This is a genomic window from Marixanthomonas spongiae, from assembly GCF_003095375.1.
In the GTDB taxonomy this organism is placed as follows: Bacteria; Bacteroidota; Bacteroidia; order Flavobacteriales; family Flavobacteriaceae; genus Marixanthomonas; species Marixanthomonas spongiae.
In genome coordinates, this window is the sequence record NZ_QEHR01000014.1 from 1 (window position 1) to 18,380 (window position 18,380).

An 18,380-nucleotide genomic window follows, 5' to 3' on the forward strand; every position below is an offset into this window, starting at 1 on the left:
CTTCAGAAAATCATCTGAAATTAAATCGTCTTTCTTCATAATGTGTAAATATTTAAAATTAAACAAAAAAATAGCGGGGGCCGGCCCCCGCTATTTTTTTAACTTACACACTTTATGAGATAGTCCCCAAAAAACATAACTTCTCACCTCGCCCGGATTTCCTTTACAAACCTTATGCTTAATTTAGATGGGATAAACATTTATGATATCTCCAAGGCACTCGGCCATTCCTCGATTGCGATTACGAATGATTATCTCAAAGCGAATTTTCAAAAAGACCGTACCGATCAAATAAATAAGGACTTCATCAATTCATTTAAGTAGAATTGATCTCTTGAAGAATTTCGGCCATGCTAATCAAGTTTTTAATTTCTATATACAGGAATGTCAATAAAAAACTATGCTGAGAAGAATCTTTAATGAACTCGAAACCTTGATCTTCAGAATATTTATAAAAAATATAATTTAATTTATTATTCTTTTTATTTTGGAAACATTTAAAATGATAGTTATAAATACTGCACTGCTCCTCACTAGTAAATAGAACGATATCTTCAAGCTTTTCTTCAAGTTTTTCCTGAATACCATCGCATTTCAATGCAAGAACAACTAATTTATTCAGCTTTTGATAGTATTCCATATTACTCATTTAACAACATCATAATAGACTCATTCTTAGCAATTTCAAGAATACGGTAATATATCTTCTCGTCAAAGCAACTGTAATCCAAATCTTTGCGAATAAAGCTCAAACACCCAGGCTGAGTGTATATATAATAACGACAGTACCACCTATTGTCTATTTTTTTTGATCTACTAAACATATGAAAGTGGACGTGCAAATTATAAGATTGAAGTTCCGGGATAGTAAATTCCACGAATGAAGAATGAACAATATAATGCTTTAGTTGATTCTCTAAATGCTCAACTATTTTCGGATGTTCATTTATGCAACTTAGCATTTCAGATATTTTGATGCTATATTCTGTCATTATTATACTTTTTTTATTACAGCCTCATATAAATATCGTCGAGCTCTTCTTGCTGTATACCTAAATACGTTCTGGTCACCTGTGCAGAAGCGTGATTGTATATCTGGCTGAGATATATTAAAGCCCTCTCACTTTGATTATCATTTTCCCAAACTCTTCGGCCGAATGACTTCCGAAGGCTGTGTGAAGAAAAATTTCCTTTAAGATATTTCTTTAAGAGTCTATTAACTTGTTGAGGTGAAAATGTTGATCCCTTTTGTGACGTAAAGGCAGAACCTCCCATTTTATATGTTAAATCATCCTCGTAAAAAGTGAGGGCATCCCTAATATGATCGTTAACTTTTAATTGTCGTTTTTTACCCGTTTTCTTTTCAATTATTTCAAATTTATCACACTTAAGTTGGTCAAAGGATAATGGGAGAAGATCGCTAATTCGTAATCCTAAATTTATACTAGATATCACAAGGAGCCCGAAATTTTTATTTTCTCCGGTTTTAATTAACCTACGGCCAATATTTGATGCCCGATCATAATCTATGTGATTAGCTCCCGTCATATATGGTTTTCAGGCTAAATTAACCTTCAATAATGAGACCCGGGAATAATTTTGAACATTTTTTTTTGGTAGAATAGCTTCATACCTTAGGTTTTCAGGAAATGTTCACAAAGTATAAAAATGAACATTTAATTCTTCTACAACTTTCCTGAAATAAGGGTTGTATAGCTTCATATATCTCTTAAATGTTAAAGTTTCAATTAAAACGCAACTTTCCGAAATATAAATACTAAAAAGAAAAAATTAAAACAATAATTATGATAAAAGCACAAAGTAGTCAAAAAAAAGTTATATCAAATTTTCTTCACAATCAAAGAGAAATAGATAGAAAAATTCACAGGCGACTCGAAAAGGATCGCGCCTATTTCTCAGCGCTCGATTTCAGATCAAACTTGATTGATATTATGGACAACGAGTATACTGAAGTATTGAAAACTATGGAGGATCAAAATTTGGTAGATATGATGTATACGGTTCTTAATGAGCACTCTGACTTTGTGAAAAACAATTACCAGCATAAAGCGGAAGATGCAATAAAAATGCTAAATTCTTTTCAAAAGTTTAATAAGGTAGAGGATGACGATTCTTGCTTTAGTTTAATATCGATGATTGTAGGCAACAATATTAGAAGTTTAATTTCCATTTCGGCTTTAGACATGCCGGGTATAACAGCACGTTTAGCTATATTTCATGAAATATTAATTTTAAAACAATTACCGAAAACTTTTATTCCCACATTTGCAACTATTATTGAAAACGGCAGGTAAAGAATAGACAACTGATTTATTGTTTTTTTCAAGCGGCCCCCACTATTACAATTGTGGAGGCCGTTTTTTATTTTTTCTCCAAAATTAACTTTTCGATTTTATAAATTTTCCTGAAATATAAATTACGAGTGCAGAAATTCCGAATAAAGGAAAAAGCAAACCAAGAAGTACTATGATAACTATTACGCCCTGTGAAGCGTTGAAGTTTTTGGGCACTTTGGGTACAATCCATTTATTTTTTGGCTTTTTAGAAAAATACGATAGAATGGCAGCTGCACTCGATAGTGCAAGAAAAATAGCGATAATCAACATTAACCACCAATTCCACGCACCAAATTGACCTTGGTGAAAAGCCATGAGCCACATACGCCCTCGCATAAGTATACCGACATCCTTCCATTTCTGATGTAATACCAGTTCACCTGAATATTGATTGTAATGAAATCTTTGTTGTAAGTTCAAGTCCGGATAATATGTGTTACCAACGGTATAGACACCAGAAGGGCCTTTTGGGAAATCTAATTGAACCTCACCTGGCAGGTTTAATTTTTTTGTTTTGGCTACAATTTCATCCAATGGAATTATAGCTTGATTTAACGGTTTTGCAATTCCAACGCCCATCCAAGATTTTGGAAATCCCGTATTTGTTATTTCTTGTACTTTTTTAAAATTGGTGCCCACAACCTCCGTCCATGGAAAGGCTCCAGCTAAAACCAATATCAAAAGCGTGGAAATCCAAAATGCTATAATAGCGTGTAGGTCACGTAATAATACTTGTTTGCCCATATTGAGCCTGGGCACAAAAAAGCCTTGTAATCGCCAATTTCTCACCGGCCACCACACAAACATTCCCGTAATTAGAAGAACGACCATCCAACTTGCAATAAGTTCTACAATAAGAGTGCCCACTGTGCCCATTAAAAGTTCACCGTGTAACTTTCGTATATTGTACATTACACCATCCGAGTCTGCTATCTTGCCTGTGGTTGTATTCGTGTATGGGTTTATATATATACTTTTTTTATTTCCAAACTTTCCTGAAATAAAACGTGTTGCAAGCGAATCTTTTGGTGAAATAATCATTGCTGTATGTGGTTCTCCCAAAATCGTATCGGCAACATTTCTTTGCTCTTCATAAGAAAAAGTCTTTGTTAAGGGCACTACCTTTACGATGGTATCTTTTCTTCCTTTTTCATAAGTATCTTTAAACAAATATACACCTCCTGTTATTGCTAATAATACGATAAATGGTGCTGAAATAAGTCCTGCAATTACATGCCATTTCCACAGCCAAAGATTTAATTTTTTATTTCCCATTTTGAAAGTTTTAAACCTATAACATCTTTATTTTGTAGTATTAAAGTCTTCATCTCTTACAAATGCAACCGTACGCCCAGATGAAAAGTACGAGGGTTACCAATTGTAAAACTATTTTCGCGTCTAAACTGATTATATGATGCTTCCGTCGCATAGAGTTTATCGAAAACATTGAGTAAATGTGCCCAAACTTCCACTTTTCCATATCTATAGGTTGCTCTAATATTAAAAATGTTATGGCCATTATAGGTCGCCGTTTCCATAGTTCCTTTATCATCGATTATCTCATTTTCAAAACTGGTATTGTAATCTCCTACCAACTCATGCTCTGCGGTAACACTGAAATCCCTAAAGGGTCTGTATGTTACTAATGAGGTACCCAATAAATTGGGTGCAGTTTCCCTATCGGTATTAGAGTGTTCTTTTCCACCGTCAAAAAACTTGACATAGCGATGGAATGCGTAACTACCTTTATGTGAGACAGACATTTTTTCAAATGGGGAATAAGTGATACCGTACTCTATACCATAGGATCTTGTTTTGCCAGCATTGGTATTGAAAAAATCATCTTGCTCGTCACGTAGCGTGATTAGCGTATTTTTCCCCTCTAATAAATAAATGGCCGCATCCAACTTCCATTTGTCACTGAATCTAAAGTAACCACCAATTTCATAATTGTCATAGAGACTTGGCTTTATATCTCTGAGCCCGTTTCTATTGCGGTACAATGTGGATACTTGTGGCGGTGTGAAACCACGTGAGTAGTTCGCATATAAACCGTTACCATTTTCAAAATTATAATTAACTCCTAATTTTGGTGCCCAATTATCATAAGTGTCTTTAGACGACGGTACACCTAAATGTTCGGAACGATTTTGATAATCATACTTAAATGAATCATAGCGCAATGCGGCAGTGACCCTAAAATGCTCCAAAGGCTCTATTTCATATTGAAAGAACCCAGCATAGTTCAGGATATCAGCTTTGTAGTTTAGAATAAAATCATTTTGGCGTACACTGAAAGCAACATTTCGCCCTGTTTTTGTATCAACGATAACATCTATATTTTCTGCCACATAGTCCTGTGGGGAATAATCTATTGTACCTCCAACAATAAGTGATGAGTTTTTGAAATCCAATTGAAGTCTATGTTGTACCAAAGCCATATAACTATTGAATTGATTAGAATTTATCTCACCTAAACCAAAACCCGTTAATTGCCCCATTTCTCGAAATTGACGAATGCGATAGAATGGGTTTTGATCAATTTTGTTATTTCGAAAAAGAGTGTTGAATGTGGTTTTTTGATGGTCGTTCCATCTTGCGGTTAATGTACTTCGCATTCTAAATGAAAGTACATCTCTCTCGGTAAACGTTTGGTCACTTTCAAAGTTTCCATTAAAATAATCGTCTTCTGTAAGTGAACCGGTCGTATCTGAGCGATAATCAATAAGGTCAAAAACATTTGTCCAGTTCAATCTATCCGAAATATCATAAACCGTTTTAAAAGTCACCGCGAACTTTTCATAATCGCTATGTTCTATGGGTCCGTCCGTTCGGTGTGCAAAATGTGAACCGAAATAAAAACCAAATTTGTTGCTAGTTTTATCCGAAATTTCAATCTCGTATCGACTTAAACCGATGTCATTGACTTGATATCCCAAAGTTGCAGTAAGTTCTGGCGTCGGTGATTTTGTTATAAAGTTAAAACTACCACCTATAGATTCGCTTCCATAAATACTTGATGCAGGCCCTTTTAATACTTCAATTCTCTTATATGAAATATCGTTCATTTCAAGCAAAGCATTGTGATTAAAAACGGATGTGGGCCTAATTTGAAGACCATCTTCCAGATAGAGAAAAAGCGCTCTTGTTGAAATAGGCGAACGTACAGCCATAAAATGTTGTTCGTTACTGGCAGCACGCGAGGTAGACATAAATACACCCGACACTTGATTAACCAATTGATCGATACCAAACGCTTTAGTCTCTGATATGGATTGATTACCAATAATTCCGATAGCTGCCGGGACTGCCGACCTCAGTTGTGCTTCTCTACTTGCAGAAACCACCACTTCGTTCAAAACCGAAAAATCAGGTTCGAGTTGGATGTTGATATTGTTGTTTTCACTCTTAACTTTTGTTGGTAAAGTTTTAGGCTTGTAACCAATAAAAGAAATGTATAAGTCATAGTTTCCTTTTACTAAGTCTAATTCGAAGTATCCATCTTCATTTGTGGTGGTTCCTTTATTTGCTTCAAGAATTGAAATATTTACATTTCTAAGAGGATCACCATTTTCATTTGTAACGGTGCCCTTTAAATTTTGCGCAAAACCAGTTTGCAGACCCATACATACCCAAAAGGTTGTCCAAATAATTATTTTCATCGTTTAATTTTTATTACGCCTTAATCTTAAGGAAGATTAAGATTGAAAAGGGTTAAAAAAAAATTGCACTTAAAATTTTATTTTTTAACAAGTGCGAAATTGAAATTTATCTCAACCATGTCTGAAACTTTGTTTTGTACAATCTTGGGTATCTTAATATTGAAATCTGAGGCTCGCATAGTAAATTTTCCCGATAAATTAATTTCATTGTTTTGATATATTAAAGTGACAGGGATTTTTTCGAAGTGTTTAGTAACATTATGAAATTCAAGTTTACCTCCAATGAAGAAATTAGTATTGTCACTGAGTTTCTCAAAAGAGAAATCAAGTAATTTTCCTGTAAAAGTTGCCTTGGGAAACTTATTTGATTCGGCATAACTTTCGTTGAAATGCTCTTCCATCAAAGCATTTTTAAAACGAAAAGCTTTCATAAGTGCAAGGGCGGCTAGTTCACCATTCTGGGTGTTAATGATTACTGTTACCGATTTGTTGACAGCTGCCACTTCTTCAAAAGAGGGTACAGAGGCTTCAAAATTTATCGTTCCAGCTTTGGTTATAAATTTATTTTGCCCCATTGCGACGGTGCTGAAAAATAAAATGACAATGACTATTTTTTTCATAATTTTTATTCTTCAATTAATCCATCTTTGTTCCATTGAATGACAACGTCTATTAGGTTTTGAGGTAATTTGGGGCCGCCAGGTGGCATCAGAAACACAGGATCTTCATTCGAAATACGGCCAATAAGATTTCTATTCTGAACTGCTTCTTTTACGGTTTCGTAATTAATTAAAGGCATTAAGGCACCATTTTGCGGTGGATTAGAATGACAAATTATACAATTGTTGTTAATTATGGGTTTTACATTATCACTATAAGTTACTACTTCAGATATTGGCGATGAAACAGTTAAATCATCTTGACTTACAGTAGTGCAGCCAGTTAACAGAATCGTTAAAGTCACCACTATTAATTGCACTAAATTACTTTCCTTGATCATACCGTTAAAATACTCTGCTTAAATTAAATCCGAAATAGATATCCCCATCAGTCCAATTTCCAGTGGCTTGGCCCAAAAACCCATTCGTATTCATAGGCTGTGCATTGGTAAAGTGCATTTGAAAAACATGACCACCTGTTTCAAGGTCAACGCCAACAGATAACGGATTTTTAAATGGTGAGATGCTAGTGCGATTTAAGTGAAAACCATAATCCATGTTTAAAGACCATCGTTTTCCTAATTTGTAACGTCCTCCCAATCCAATTGCAAACTGAGCGTTACTTTGCTCATTAACTGCAACATAGTTATCATGAAAGTAAGTGGGTATTATTTCTATAGAAAAATTGGGGTTCACTTTTCGGGAAATCAGCAATTGGCTTGCGTATGCCAAGCGATGTTTAAATTTCAATTTTGGAAGATTGTCCTTAGCCAAACCCGTATTAATCATCACAGAATTATATCCAACGATGGTAAACGGAAACTTATTTTTTTGTTGTTTAATCAGTCTGTATTTGAGGGAACCTTCATAAATTTTTTGATACGAACTGCGTGAAATTCCAATATTCCAGCTGTCTGAAATTCCATAAATGAAATTTATTCTGGTAACTGCATCATCTAAACCAAAAAAACTGTCGAACCCATTTTCAACACTTCCGAATCTATGTGAAATTATTAAGTTGAACTCTTTTTTAGCTACTAATTTTGTGGACTCAAAATTCACAATTTTAAGACCTTTGAACACAGCAACAACATCGCTGTCAGTTACCGAATTGGTGTCAATTTCGGAAAGTAGGTCTTCTTGAGCAGAGACAAAAAACGGTGTCCACAAAATTAGCAGTAAAAATCCTTTCATCAATTTTTAATGAACCTATCGGTTAATGTTTTTTCACCCGAAACAATTTTCAAGAAATAGCTTCCTGGGGTCCAACTCATAATATTTATTGAAATATTAGTTTTTGATTTAAATTCTTCTGAATGCACCTGTTTTCCTAAGATATCAAACACAGTAATTTGCCCGGATTGAATGTTTTGTGGAATTACCAGGTTTATATTTGAGGACGATGGATTTGGAAAAACACGTATTGAGTTCAGGCTATTTTCTTCGACTCCCAAGACCTCTCTAACCGTTATAGTCCCCGACATGCTATTCGCTCCGTGAACCCCGCAAAAATATCTGTTGTCGCCTACTTCGGTGAAGGTATAAGAATAAGTTTCCCCTATCCCAGAAATAACACCACTATTAAATGTTTCTACAGAATTTCCTGCTTCATTCTCTACTGTATGAGGAGCCGCATCTTTCCAAGTCCAAATTACGGTATCCCCCTGATCAATAGTTAGATCTACATTACTGCCAAGGCCCATCCGCCAATCTAAATTATATGTATTTTGTGCGTTTGTTGTTAAAAAGCCTAAAAAGGCAAGGAGTAAGAATTTTGTTTTCATAGTCATGTATTTAAATTAATTAATAAGGCACTGGTCAAGCTTTACTTGTTCCAGCAAATCATCATATCCTATAAGTCGCCCTTTTACGATGATTCTCGAATTGTTCATTTGCTCTCTATTTATAATCTGTTTTGTAAACTGACAAAACACTTTATTGTCTATTGTGATGTCAGTTTCATTAATTTCTGAGACAAGTCCTGAAACTTCTATTATTTTATCGCCATACTTGTTTTGAGAAATTTCAAAATCATTATTAAATTCTGAATAAATTTGCTGCGCCGTTAATGAGTATCGGGGAATTTCGTTTTCAATAATTCTGTGTTCTTTGTACAGATACTTATACCCAACAATAGTGATTAGCACTATTAGTGTTAAAACCAAATACTTTTTTATTTGTGATCTATTAAGAAGTAGTTTATTCAACATAATTCTTTTTTCATTCAGATTAAGTGTATTTCTGTTCTGCGGTGATTTGTTCTATTTTCTTCTAAAACACTCTCTTACCCCTTTAGATTAAAAAAAAGGCGTTTGGTTACAATTTTTATAACGTAAACTTTCAACTGTAGTTGGTTTATTCAGAAATAGTGCATTTTTATGAGCCTTATCTGCATAGAAGTAAATCAATCAATATCTTAAAAACCCTTGTCTAGCTATACCAATTTATTCAGTTCATTATGTTGTGTTCTATAAAAACAAAAGGGAGTGTTGTCTCGATTGTGAGTTTTGTCGTCTTTAGAAGCTTCTCAAATTGAGGGATTTGATAAGAACAAATCGAAGGCAATCAAATTGTTCTAATATTTTTTATGTAAGGATTTAGAATATGATGTTACTAAATCGGAATAATTTTCTTCAACACTAATTTTAATCACATAAGTATTTTATAAAGTTATATACACAAATGTTTAAAAGATTATTGATGCTTCTATGCTTAACGGTCATCACCGGAATAGTCTATGGACAGGATAGAAATCTGTCCTTTTGTGATAATCTGATAAAAAAAGGGGTAAGGCTATTAGAAGAAGGCAAGCATGCTCAGAGTCTTGAATTTCTTGTAGAGGCCGAATCACTTGCAAAGAAGAATAAATGGAGCAAACAGCAATTTTTGGCCATTAATAACATTGGTGCAAATTATTTTTCTTTATATGCCTATGGTGAAGCATTGGATAGTTACTTAGAAGCTTACACGATCGCAATTAAAGAACTCGGTAGCAAATATGAAATGGTCGTTCTCAATAACATTGCAATTTTGTATTCTAAGGAAAAAAAGTACAATAAATCTTATGAATATTTTAAAAAGGCTTATTCAACAGCAATTCAAAACGAGGAAGATAGAAAAAGAGGGCTATATGCCGTGAATCTTGGTCTTGTGTCCAATAGACTCGGCAATTTAAACCAAGCTAGGTCATATTTTCATGAAGCACTTCCTTTACTGGAAGTATACCCGAGGATTAAACAACAAGCCTATATTGGACTCGGAGAAACGTTAGTTTTAGCCAGGTCATACAAGGAAGCAAAGGATAGTCTACTCCAACTTCTGCCTGAATTGCGAACTGAAAACAATAGTGATTTGGTAACAGACGTATTGTTATTACTTTCAAATATTGCGTACAGTCAGAACAATATGCTCTTGGCTGTAGAATGGGCCTCGGCTATGTTAGAATACAATAATAATGTTGAATCCCGTTTAAATGCTTTTCAACAATTATCAAAAATCTACACTAAAACAGGCGAATTAGAGCGAGCTCTTGTTGCAAAAGACTCAGTTTTATCTATTTCAAGCAGATGGAATGAAATTAAGAATGATCGTCTCTTTGCAACAAACAAAATCAAATTCGAACTTCAGAACTACCAAAACGAATTAAAGAATAATCAAAAAGAAATAGAGGAAAATCAAAAAACCTTTCGAGTAATTTTCGCTGTAACAATACTCATAATTTTGTTAATAGCTGTGACTTTACAGGCTTCATATATTCAAAGCAAACAGCGAAAAATCATACATGCCAGAAACGAGGAAGTTATGGCATTGGAACTTGAAAAAGAAAAGAACAAAAAACTTATTTTAAAAAAGAAATTAGATGAGGAGGAAGCTAGAGCGTTATTGGAGGAAGAGCGACTTAAAAATGAAATTGGCTTCCGCAACCGAAAACTTTCCGCTAAGGCACTCCATTTAATTCAACGAAATGATCTGCTCCAACATATTATTGAGGACTTAGAACAACAATCACAAAACGGGCTACAGAATAGAAGCTTGAAGACTTACATTTCCGAACTAAAAAAGTTACTTCATTCTGAGGAAGAATGGGAAAATTTCATCGATCATTTTGAAGAAGTCAATCACGGTTTTATAAGCGCCTTAAAAAATAAACATTCCAATTTAAATGTTAATGATCTTCGATTTATCAGCTATGTATATATGAAACTAACAAATAAGGAAATAGCTTATGTCTTTAACATTACTCATGAAGCTAGTAGGAAACGGAGAGAACGTATTTCCAAAAAAATGAATTTAAAAAGCAGCTCCGATCTATACGATTATATATCTGGTTTTTAAAAATACGTCACATATTTAATTAAAATATGTCACAGTATTTAGGTTACAATATTTGCCATCCGTAGTTTCTATAGTTTCATTTGATTTAAATTTAAAATAAACTATATATGAAAAAAATTAAAAAACTTTTGGTGATGCTTTCAGTTCTACTTTGCAGTATAATAGGCAATTCACAAATTACTATGGAAAGTATTGGCGACTATGGCAGAATGTACGATATTACTTTTGATCCTACGGTAGAAAATAGGCTCTACGCTCTTACGCAGATGAATCATATTCTACAGTCGGATGATAAAGGAATTACTTGGGAAATTATTTATAGCCTTCCCGGAAATTCTAATAAATTTAAGAAATTAAATTATGTTTTTTCTGGTATCATAAGTTTTATGGTACAATCCCCCACGACTATAGAAGACAATGGTTTGTTTTTTTTAGATACCGCGAGTGGAGACATTATAAAGTATGAAGCTCCCATTCCTCTTGGAGCGACAAATATCTCGATGATTTCATATTCGGTTTATAAGCAAAATCCTTTTATCGCCATGCTTCATTTTGGTTATAGATCTGGGCGTTTTGACAGTGAAGTGGTATATTATACCAATGATGGAGGTCAAAATTGGTCTGAAGTATATCTGCCTGAGAATTATGATAATGTAGCTCCTAACAATGTAGCAATTAGTCCAGACGACCCTCAAAAGCTATTTATCGCTCGCGGAAATAGTCCTACTGCAACTTTTGGAGGTTTGTTGGTTTCCAATGATGCCGGTCAATCATGGGAAGAAAAAATACCCGGAACTACTTTTAAGCCCATAACTTTTCATCCAGAAAATAGTGACATAATTTTATTAGGAACTGATGATGTCGGTTATGGAGGACAATCAGAGAATCTGTACAGATCCCTTGATGGCGGAAACACTTGGAACGTTATCCCTATCCCCTGGGAAAGTGGTATTCAGGATGTTATAAATGCAATTGTATTCGATGCCCAAAATCCTGATACAGTTATGATCTTGGAAGAAAATGAAATAGTAGTTACGCAAGATGATTGGCAAACTTTTGATAAATATGTGCATCTAATTGGTCCTTCAAATGGATATTTTTATGGCTTAAACGCCTCTTTCAATCCTTTCCAACAAGGGGAAGTATTTATTAATAGTAATTTTTATCCACTACTATCTCCGGATTATGGAGCAACGTTCACTCAATTTCTAAATCCTTTCTTCCCTTCGAATTTTACGGAAATACAAGAGGGTACAGAAACTCATTTATATTACGGTGCACAGCAAGGTCTAGTCCATAAAAACATGGAAACCGATGAAATTGAGGCTATGGACATTATACCTTTAGGGGTTTTTAGTAATGATCCACCTCCTTTTTACCATATTGACAAGAAGATGGTAGGCCGAGTCTATAAGTACACTCCCTCTTCCCTGGGGTCAATTTTGAGTGTGAGCAGTGACTTTGGAAGAAACTTTGACCCATTATTCACTAACTTTTTTGATAGTGTTATAAGTATAAACCAAGACCCATTAAATCCGGATGTTGTTTGGGCTTCCTTCTCAGTTGGAGGTACGGTTATTTTAGATTTTACCGATTTAAATAATGTTACCGAAACTAATGTTAACCTTCCTGGCCCCGATTCTATGCGTGATGTGTTTTTTGATGAAACAAACTCAAGTTCGCTCTTAATGGCTGCTGGGCCTAAAGTTTATTTGTCAAACGACAGTGGTACCTCTTGGATAGAAATAAGCAACGGTCTTCCATCGGATAATGTAATTTACGATATTGAACGAAGCCCGCATAATGTAAATGAATATACCATTGCGACTGAAACAGGTATATATAAAACTACTGATCAAGGAGAAAATTGGCTGCAAACTTATCAAGGAATACATTTAAAAAAGATCGCCTATTCTGAATATGACGAGACCCACGCAGTAGCATCAAGGATGACCAGACAACCTTTATTCGGTGCCGCAATAGATGCGCAAATAATTTATACTACCGATGGAGGAGCTTCATGGGATGAAGTCCCGTTGGAGGCGATTGCTCATACGGGAGCTTTAAGTATGAGTTATCAATTTCATGAAAATAGTGTGGATGTTTATATGGCGACACTTGACATGGGGCTTATTAAATATACAATTGATTTAACTACACTTGGGGTTACAAACACCTCTCAAAATACAAATCCCTTTATTATTTACCCCAACCCCGTTCAAGATGTAATTAAAGTTGAAGAAAACGGGGGCGAATTGGTCTCTATTGCTATTTATAATTCTGTTGGCCAACAAGTAATGAACAATGTTGAAAAAAAAGAAATTAGAGTAGAACATTTAAAAAATGGTGTTTATTTTATTTCTATAAAAAATACGAAAGGAGAAAAATTTATAAAACGTTTTGTAAAGAAGTAACGCGTGCTCTCTTTATTTTGAATCATTAGAGGCTGTCTAAAAAAGGCAGCCTTTTTTCATGTCTTATAAGGCGATATTTTGTGTTCTCATGGTATGAAAGTAAAGTCAGTTTTGAAAATCAATGATCAGAATCAAGTCTTCTCCCTTCCAGTTATGATGGTTTTGTTCCAGAAAATCATCCAGTCCGTATTGTCAATAAGATCATAGACGATATAAATGTCCGTTCTATTGAAAAGACCTACGAAGACGGCGGCACATCGAGGTCTCCAGTATCTTCTGAAAGCCCTGATCTACGCATATTCGCGTAATATGTATTCTACATGAGAGATCGAGCAAGCTTCAGGTGAGAATGTATATTTTAAGTGGCTTTTGGGCTGCATCAAAAACAGACCACAATACGATCAGAAATTTTGTTCTGGTAAGCTCAAAAGCAAGTGGTCATTTTATTGAGACAGAAAAACTACCTGAACTTAAAAGATCTTTATGTGAACGGGACAAAGATCGAGGCCAATGCACTTAAAGCTATCAACCTAGGTAAACTGTTTTGGGTCGTCAATATAAGTAATGAAGCACCCCAAGGATAAACAACAAGAAAAGTACAAAATATAGAGGTCGCCGAAATTGTTTTTAGACGACCTCATACTGGTTGGGTTTTAAAAGTTGAGGGGTTGTGCAACGGTTGCGGGCGTTGGGCTTTGGTTGTTTCAGTTTAAATTTTTTAAAAAGTTAATTAATGGTAAAATTTCTTTGCTGTTCTTTTTTTTCCTTTTTTCTATTGAATAATACATTACGTAAAACATTATAGCTGTGAAAATAAGATGAATAATAATCCTTACAAATAATGATAAATTAAAATTTTGCAAAATTTCGATGTAGCCCATATTTAATCCTAAAATTAAAAAAAAGGCATAAAACCACATATATTTTGAAGTCGTTAGCATTCTTTGATTTAGTTTGCAAATTAGATTTTTCACATACAAGTGATTATTTAATTCAGCATCATTATCTATTAAACTATACTTACTTCTATAAGATTGAATAAGTATCATTATCATACCAATACTAATTAAAACGATAGATGTTAAATAGTATATGTTTGAAAGTAGAGGAAGTACTGTTGCTAAAACTATTATCGTAATTGGAACAGCAACAAGCAAAATGACTCTTTCTAACTTTCCTTTCTTTTCAATTTTATTTAATTGAGCAATTAACTTACTTAAATTCAAAGGTGTCGACTTTTCTTCTTTCCAAAGGTTTTGCCAATTTGTAATATCTTTCTCCATAATTATTCGAGTTTTTTTCTCAATTTTTTTTTAATTCTGTTAATTCTAACTCCAACATTTGAAGTTTTTAATCCAGTTATATTTGAGATGTCGTCATAACTACAATTCTCAAATAATAACCCTATAATTATTCTATCTATTTCTTTAAGTGATGAAATGGCTTTGTAGAGTTTTCTTACTTCCCGTTCTTTATTAGTTGAGTTCTGGTCTTTAATTTCATAACAAGATATATTGGGTTGATATTCTATTTCTTTTTTGTTTAATTTGGTTTTTCTGTTAAGAGTTAAGAGTGCCGTATTTGTTGTTATTCGGTAAATCCAAGTGTCTATATTACTCTCATTTCTAAACGTCTCTAAATTATTCCAAACTTTTATAAGAACTTCTTGAAATAAGTCGTCAGCATCAGTTTTGTTTCCCATAAACCCTAAACAAAGCCTATAAACTTTATCTTTTGATTGTTTATAGACTTGTTTAAACTTTTGCTCTTTATTCTTCATAACTTATGAATGCCTCAACTGAATTAATAAACCATTTAGGTTCATCCCACATTATAAAGTGTTTTGCTGTTTCTGCAACTTTAATTTGGCAGTTAGCTGCGTTCAAAAATTGATTTTTGTAGTTTGTTTGAACAATTTTTTTTGTTATTCCATAATCTTTTGCTCCATACCAACTTCCCAATACAAGAATAGGAATTTTCACTTTTTCGACGTCATTTCTTAAATCCGTTGTCATAATTTCAAACATTGCTTGTGCAACTGTTTCTCTGTCTGACTGCATTGACCATTCAATTGCCATCTGAATATTTGTCGAATCGGTTACCATAGTTGGCATCGTCTTTTTTTGTTGTTGGATAAATACGCTGTCGGGAGTTGAAAGCATCATTTCTTTCATCATTTTTGCTTGTGGAATAACATTTTCTGCAGTTGCATTTGGGTTAAAAGCCAACGACATAAAAGGATATGAATCAACAACTATTATCTTGTTCAACAATTCAGGTTGAGAACTTGCAATTGAAAGTGATAAAAAGCCACCCAAACTATGTCCAATTAATATTGGTTTTTCAATAAGTTCATTTTTAATGTACCTGACGATTTCGGTCTGAATAACGGGTAAATAACCGTTTTCGAGTGAAATTGCTTTTTGGTTTGCGAATCCGGCCAAAGTTAAAATATGACACTCATAATTTTTCTGTAATGTATCTACCGTTTGTTCCCAAACTGTGCCAGAAGATGCTAATCCAGGAATTAGAATTATTGCTTCCCCTTTTCCTTTAATTTCAATATCAAATGGGTATTTCTCAGACTGAGAATAAATTGCTGTTTGATAAAAAATGATGGTTAATAGAATTGCTAATTTTTTCATAGTAAATATTTTTGTTATTTACTCTTTAGATTAGCAAAGGGTATTTTTATTACACTTTTTCACTAATATTTTTTACTGATGTCGAATTTTGGAATCCCGTGAATGCTTATGCCTTACATGTTTTTAAATACACATAAATGTCTGAGCGATTACTCTCTATGATTCTTGGAATTATAATCGTTGATTTTTCAAAGTGCCCTGCGATCTCTTACTCTTTCCGAAATTATTCAAAATAAATAATACCTCATTTAAAACCATCCCTCAATGGAAGGTGACATTGTAAGTAAAGAGAATAAACGTTTATAAACAAATTCTAGATTACTGAAAAAAGTAGGCATAAAAATCGTTGCTGTTAAGATCATTAGCAACACCACAATTCAAGTGGTAAAGAGATTACATTTAAGCTTCTAAATCTCGTATACGAGACATCACATTTTCTACAACCCTATCACATTTAGAATTCCCAAATTCAAAAATATCCCGGGTATTCGTGGCATTTAGGATATAATCTTTCATCATATTTCTCGCTCTATGGAGTCTTACTTTTACATTGCTGTTTGTTAGATCAAGACTTTCAGAAATTTCAGAAATTTCCATTCCTTCAACCTCTTTTAGCATATATACAATTTTGTACTTATGCGGCAATGCATCGACGGCTTTTTCAATAAAAGCTTTCGAGTCTTTATATATAGATTTACTTTCTGGGTTCATAAAAGACATATCGGCAATTTGCAAGGTGCCATTTTCCTTAGTAATATCCACTGTTTTGTGTTTTTTGGATTTTCGTTTTCGATGTAGGGCTTCATTAATTCCTATTCTTATCAACCATGTCGAGAACTTGGCCTCGTTTTTAAACTGATATAACTTTTGAAATGCTTTTACGTAGGTGTCTTGAATAATGTCTTCAACATCCGCTTCAATGTCTATATAGCTTCGGATGGTTCTATACAAAAGTTCGTTATGTCGTCTCATTAATATTTCGAACATCTCTGTCCGTCCACCCAGTATTCTTTCTACTACTAAAATGTCTGGCATTAACTTGTTTAGAACATCATCACTTTTTTGACCTTTATTTTCATCTCTCATGTCCAAGTTTTCTTATTAGATGCAGTTCTGACGATTGGGTTACAAAAACACCTGAAAAATTAAATACAGTATAAATATCTCCTTTAAGAAATCGATACTTTTAATTTAAGCTGCACGTATTTGTTGGGCTTAGAAACTAAAGTTTGACAAAAAAATAAAATTAATTATGAGAGTGTAAGTCCTTAAAATTTCTACAAAACAAGCAGTCGATTAAAGAGGCAGTAGGTCAATGCTGACAAAGATAATATTTTAAAAATCCTTCACTTTTTGTAACCGCGGTTTATTTTATGCATCAAATAGGCAGTAACATTAAAATCTTAATAATATGAAATCACTAGCAAGTACGCTTTTCCTTGGATTGATCTGTCTTTTCTCCTATGGTCAGCAAAAAAATGAATTATCGGACCCCGAAATAGCTTCTGTAGCTGTAGTCGCAAATCAGATTGATATTAGCTATGCGGAAATAGCGCTCGAAAAATCAAAGAACAAAAAGATTTTAGAATTCGCAAATCGAATGAAAACAGATCATAATGCGGTAATTCAACAGGCGGTTGACCTCGTGACCAAGCTTAGTGTTACACCCAAAGATAACGCAGTAAGCCAATCCTTACTTGAAAATGCTGAAAAAACCAAAAAAAAGCTACGCAAAGCTAAAAGAAGAAACTTCGATAAGCTGTACATAAAAAACGAAGTGGAATACCATAAGGCTGTTATTGCCGCGGTAAAAGATTTATTGATTCCCGAATCTGACAACGAAGAACTTAAGGAGTTACTGGAGGCTGTTTTGCCAGCTTTAGAGGCTCATTTGGGGCATGCCGAAATGGTCCAAAAACAATTGTAATATTGTGACTAAAATTTAAATAAAACGAATATGATCTCGCTTAAAATAAAAAGGTTGCTACTATTAGTTTCCATTCTTGGATTCGGAATATCAGGTATAGCGCAAAATAAGCCAAAAACACACACAGTTGAAATTAAAAAGATGAAATTCATTCCCGCTAATATCAGTGTCAAAAAAGGAGATACCGTAGTTTGGATAAACAAAGACTTTTACCCTCACGATGTCACAGATGAAAAAAACAAAACTTGGAGTTCCGGTCAATTCGGGCAAAATGAAACTTGGAGCAAGGTAATCACCAAAAACGAAAATTATTTTTGCGATCTGCATAAAACGATGAAAGGGACAATAAGAATTAAAAAATAGAAAAGATTAAAGTATAAC

The 18,380-nt window shown here is 33.9% G+C and carries 18 protein-coding genes; 5 read left to right on the plus strand and 13 right to left on the minus strand.

The genetic code is table 11. The features are described 5' to 3' along the window. Positions 1-316: 316 nt before the first annotated feature. Positions 317-640: a hypothetical protein gene (locus DDV96_RS14810; RefSeq protein WP_116695567.1), complete on the minus strand. Its 324-nt coding sequence runs from the start codon at positions 638-640 to the stop codon at positions 317-319. A 368-nt stretch (positions 641-1,008) separates the two neighbouring features. After that, entirely contained in the window at positions 1,009-1,548 is a 540-nt protein-coding gene (locus DDV96_RS14820; RefSeq protein WP_116695569.1) for a tyrosine-type recombinase/integrase, read from the minus strand. Positions 1,549-1,805: 257 nt separating this feature from the next. Here DDV96_RS14820 and DDV96_RS14825 point away from each other — a divergent pair, with 257 nt between their 5' ends. Further along, entirely contained in the window at positions 1,806-2,315 is a 510-nt protein-coding gene (locus DDV96_RS14825) for a hypothetical protein (RefSeq protein ID WP_116695570.1), read from the plus strand. An 84-nt stretch (positions 2,316-2,399) separates the two neighbouring features. Here the strand turns inward: DDV96_RS14825 and DDV96_RS14830 are convergent, their stop codons facing one another. The 7 genes from DDV96_RS14830 to DDV96_RS14860 form a co-directional block, all read right to left on the minus strand. Next, positions 2,400-3,632: a PepSY-associated TM helix domain-containing protein gene (locus tag DDV96_RS14830; RefSeq protein ID WP_116695571.1), complete on the minus strand. Its 1,233-nt coding sequence runs from the start codon at positions 3,630-3,632 to the stop codon at positions 2,400-2,402. A 56-nt stretch (positions 3,633-3,688) separates the two neighbouring features. Continuing rightward, positions 3,689-6,019 carry a TonB-dependent receptor gene (locus DDV96_RS14835; protein ID WP_116695572.1) on the minus strand — a complete coding sequence of 777 codons (2,331 nt, stop codon included), beginning with the start codon at positions 6,017-6,019 and terminating at the stop codon, positions 3,689-3,691. Between the two features lie 77 nt (positions 6,020-6,096). Continuing rightward, on the minus strand, positions 6,097-6,639 hold the full coding sequence (locus DDV96_RS14840) for a YceI family protein (protein ID WP_116695573.1): 543 nt from the start codon (positions 6,637-6,639) through the stop codon (positions 6,097-6,099). A 5-nt stretch (positions 6,640-6,644) separates the two neighbouring features. Further along, positions 6,645-6,818 (minus strand): hypothetical protein, encoded by a 174-nt coding sequence (locus DDV96_RS16045; protein ID WP_240607748.1) that lies wholly within the window; start codon positions 6,816-6,818, stop codon positions 6,645-6,647. Between the two features lie 205 nt (positions 6,819-7,023). Continuing rightward, complete coding sequence (locus DDV96_RS14850) at positions 7,024-7,872, minus strand: DUF5777 family beta-barrel protein (RefSeq protein ID WP_116695575.1); 849 nt, start codon at positions 7,870-7,872, stop codon at positions 7,024-7,026. Continuing rightward, a complete protein-coding gene (locus tag DDV96_RS14855) occupies positions 7,872-8,462 on the minus strand; it encodes a T9SS type A sorting domain-containing protein (RefSeq protein WP_165806022.1) in 591 nt (196 codons plus the stop codon). The genes DDV96_RS14850 and DDV96_RS14855 overlap by 1 nt, the downstream gene beginning before the upstream one ends. Positions 8,463-8,477: 15 nt before the next feature. Beyond that, positions 8,478-8,888, minus strand: coding sequence for an OB-fold protein (locus DDV96_RS14860; protein ID WP_116695577.1), 411 nt, complete (start codon positions 8,886-8,888; stop codon positions 8,478-8,480). A gap of 472 nt (positions 8,889-9,360) precedes the next feature. On the opposite strand from DDV96_RS14860, the gene DDV96_RS14865 reads away from it, so the two are divergent. Then, entirely contained in the window at positions 9,361-11,013 is a 1,653-nt protein-coding gene (locus tag DDV96_RS14865) for a tetratricopeptide repeat protein (protein WP_133240866.1), read from the plus strand. A 107-nt stretch (positions 11,014-11,120) separates the two neighbouring features. Then, positions 11,121-13,427: a T9SS type A sorting domain-containing protein gene (locus DDV96_RS14870; protein WP_116695579.1), complete on the plus strand. Its 2,307-nt coding sequence runs from the start codon at positions 11,121-11,123 to the stop codon at positions 13,425-13,427. A gap of 704 nt (positions 13,428-14,131) precedes the next feature. On the opposite strand, the gene DDV96_RS14875 is transcribed toward DDV96_RS14870, so the two are convergent. The 4 genes from DDV96_RS14875 to DDV96_RS14890 all read right to left on the minus strand — a co-directional run bounded on the left by DDV96_RS14875 (position 14,132) and on the right by DDV96_RS14890 (position 17,158). Continuing rightward, positions 14,132-14,710 (minus strand): hypothetical protein, encoded by a 579-nt coding sequence (locus tag DDV96_RS14875; protein ID WP_116695580.1) that lies wholly within the window; start codon positions 14,708-14,710, stop codon positions 14,132-14,134. Between the two features lie 2 nt (positions 14,711-14,712). After that, a complete protein-coding gene (locus DDV96_RS14880) occupies positions 14,713-15,207 on the minus strand; it encodes an RNA polymerase sigma factor (RefSeq protein WP_116695581.1) in 495 nt (164 codons plus the stop codon). Beyond that, the gene (locus DDV96_RS14885; protein WP_116695582.1) at positions 15,197-16,072 is read right to left on the minus strand and encodes an alpha/beta fold hydrolase; all 876 of its coding nucleotides are present in this window, start codon (positions 16,070-16,072) and stop codon (positions 15,197-15,199) included. Before DDV96_RS14885 ends, DDV96_RS14880 begins: the two co-directional genes overlap by 11 nt. Positions 16,073-16,471: 399 nt before the next feature. Then, complete coding sequence (locus tag DDV96_RS14890; RefSeq protein WP_116695583.1) at positions 16,472-17,158, minus strand: RNA polymerase sigma factor; 687 nt, start codon at positions 17,156-17,158, stop codon at positions 16,472-16,474. A 325-nt stretch (positions 17,159-17,483) separates the two neighbouring features. Here DDV96_RS14890 and DDV96_RS14895 point away from each other — a divergent pair, with 325 nt between their 5' ends. Both DDV96_RS14895 and DDV96_RS14900 read left to right on the plus strand, forming a co-directional pair. Beyond that, complete coding sequence (locus DDV96_RS14895; RefSeq protein WP_116695584.1) at positions 17,484-17,999, plus strand: DUF4142 domain-containing protein; 516 nt, start codon at positions 17,484-17,486, stop codon at positions 17,997-17,999. A 30-nt stretch (positions 18,000-18,029) separates the two neighbouring features. After that, positions 18,030-18,362: a plastocyanin/azurin family copper-binding protein gene (locus DDV96_RS14900; protein WP_116695585.1), complete on the plus strand. Its 333-nt coding sequence runs from the start codon at positions 18,030-18,032 to the stop codon at positions 18,360-18,362. Positions 18,363-18,380: the final 18 nt, after the last annotated feature.

What these genes read in the sequence shown, in the direction of transcription:
- DDV96_RS14885 (WP_116695582.1), bottom strand. Translation starts at nt 16,072, where the DNA reads ATGAAAAAATTAGCAATTCTATTAACCATCATTTTTTATCAAACAGCA.
- DDV96_RS14810 (WP_116695567.1), bottom strand. Translation starts at nt 640, where the DNA reads ATGGAATACTATCAAAAGCTGAATAAATTAGTTGTTCTTGCATTGAAA.
- DDV96_RS14870 (WP_116695579.1), top strand. Translation starts at nt 11,121, where the DNA reads ATGAAAAAAATTAAAAAACTTTTGGTGATGCTTTCAGTTCTACTTTGC.
- DDV96_RS14855 (WP_165806022.1), bottom strand. Translation starts at nt 8,462, where the DNA reads ATGAAAACAAAATTCTTACTCCTTGCCTTTTTAGGCTTTTTAACAACA.
- DDV96_RS14900 (WP_116695585.1), top strand. Translation starts at nt 18,030, where the DNA reads ATGATCTCGCTTAAAATAAAAAGGTTGCTACTATTAGTTTCCATTCTT.
- DDV96_RS14820 (WP_116695569.1), bottom strand. Translation starts at nt 1,548, where the DNA reads ATGACGGGAGCTAATCACATAGATTATGATCGGGCATCAAATATTGGC.
- DDV96_RS14895 (WP_116695584.1), top strand. Translation starts at nt 17,484, where the DNA reads ATGAAATCACTAGCAAGTACGCTTTTCCTTGGATTGATCTGTCTTTTC.
- DDV96_RS14830 (WP_116695571.1), bottom strand. Translation starts at nt 3,632, where the DNA reads ATGGGAAATAAAAAATTAAATCTTTGGCTGTGGAAATGGCATGTAATT.
- DDV96_RS14875 (WP_116695580.1), bottom strand. Translation starts at nt 14,710, where the DNA reads ATGGAGAAAGATATTACAAATTGGCAAAACCTTTGGAAAGAAGAAAAG.
- DDV96_RS14840 (WP_116695573.1), bottom strand. Translation starts at nt 6,639, where the DNA reads ATGAAAAAAATAGTCATTGTCATTTTATTTTTCAGCACCGTCGCAATG.
- DDV96_RS14880 (WP_116695581.1), bottom strand. Translation starts at nt 15,207, where the DNA reads ATGAAGAATAAAGAGCAAAAGTTTAAACAAGTCTATAAACAATCAAAA.
- DDV96_RS14825 (WP_116695570.1), top strand. Translation starts at nt 1,806, where the DNA reads ATGATAAAAGCACAAAGTAGTCAAAAAAAAGTTATATCAAATTTTCTT.
- DDV96_RS14860 (WP_116695577.1), bottom strand. Translation starts at nt 8,888, where the DNA reads ATGTTGAATAAACTACTTCTTAATAGATCACAAATAAAAAAGTATTTG.
- DDV96_RS16045 (WP_240607748.1), bottom strand. Translation starts at nt 6,818, where the DNA reads ATGCCTTTAATTAATTACGAAACCGTAAAAGAAGCAGTTCAGAATAGA.
- DDV96_RS14865 (WP_133240866.1), top strand. Translation starts at nt 9,361, where the DNA reads ATGTTTAAAAGATTATTGATGCTTCTATGCTTAACGGTCATCACCGGA.
- DDV96_RS14850 (WP_116695575.1), bottom strand. Translation starts at nt 7,872, where the DNA reads ATGAAAGGATTTTTACTGCTAATTTTGTGGACACCGTTTTTTGTCTCT.
- DDV96_RS14890 (WP_116695583.1), bottom strand. Translation starts at nt 17,158, where the DNA reads ATGAGAGATGAAAATAAAGGTCAAAAAAGTGATGATGTTCTAAACAAG.
- DDV96_RS14835 (WP_116695572.1), bottom strand. Translation starts at nt 6,019, where the DNA reads ATGAAAATAATTATTTGGACAACCTTTTGGGTATGTATGGGTCTGCAA.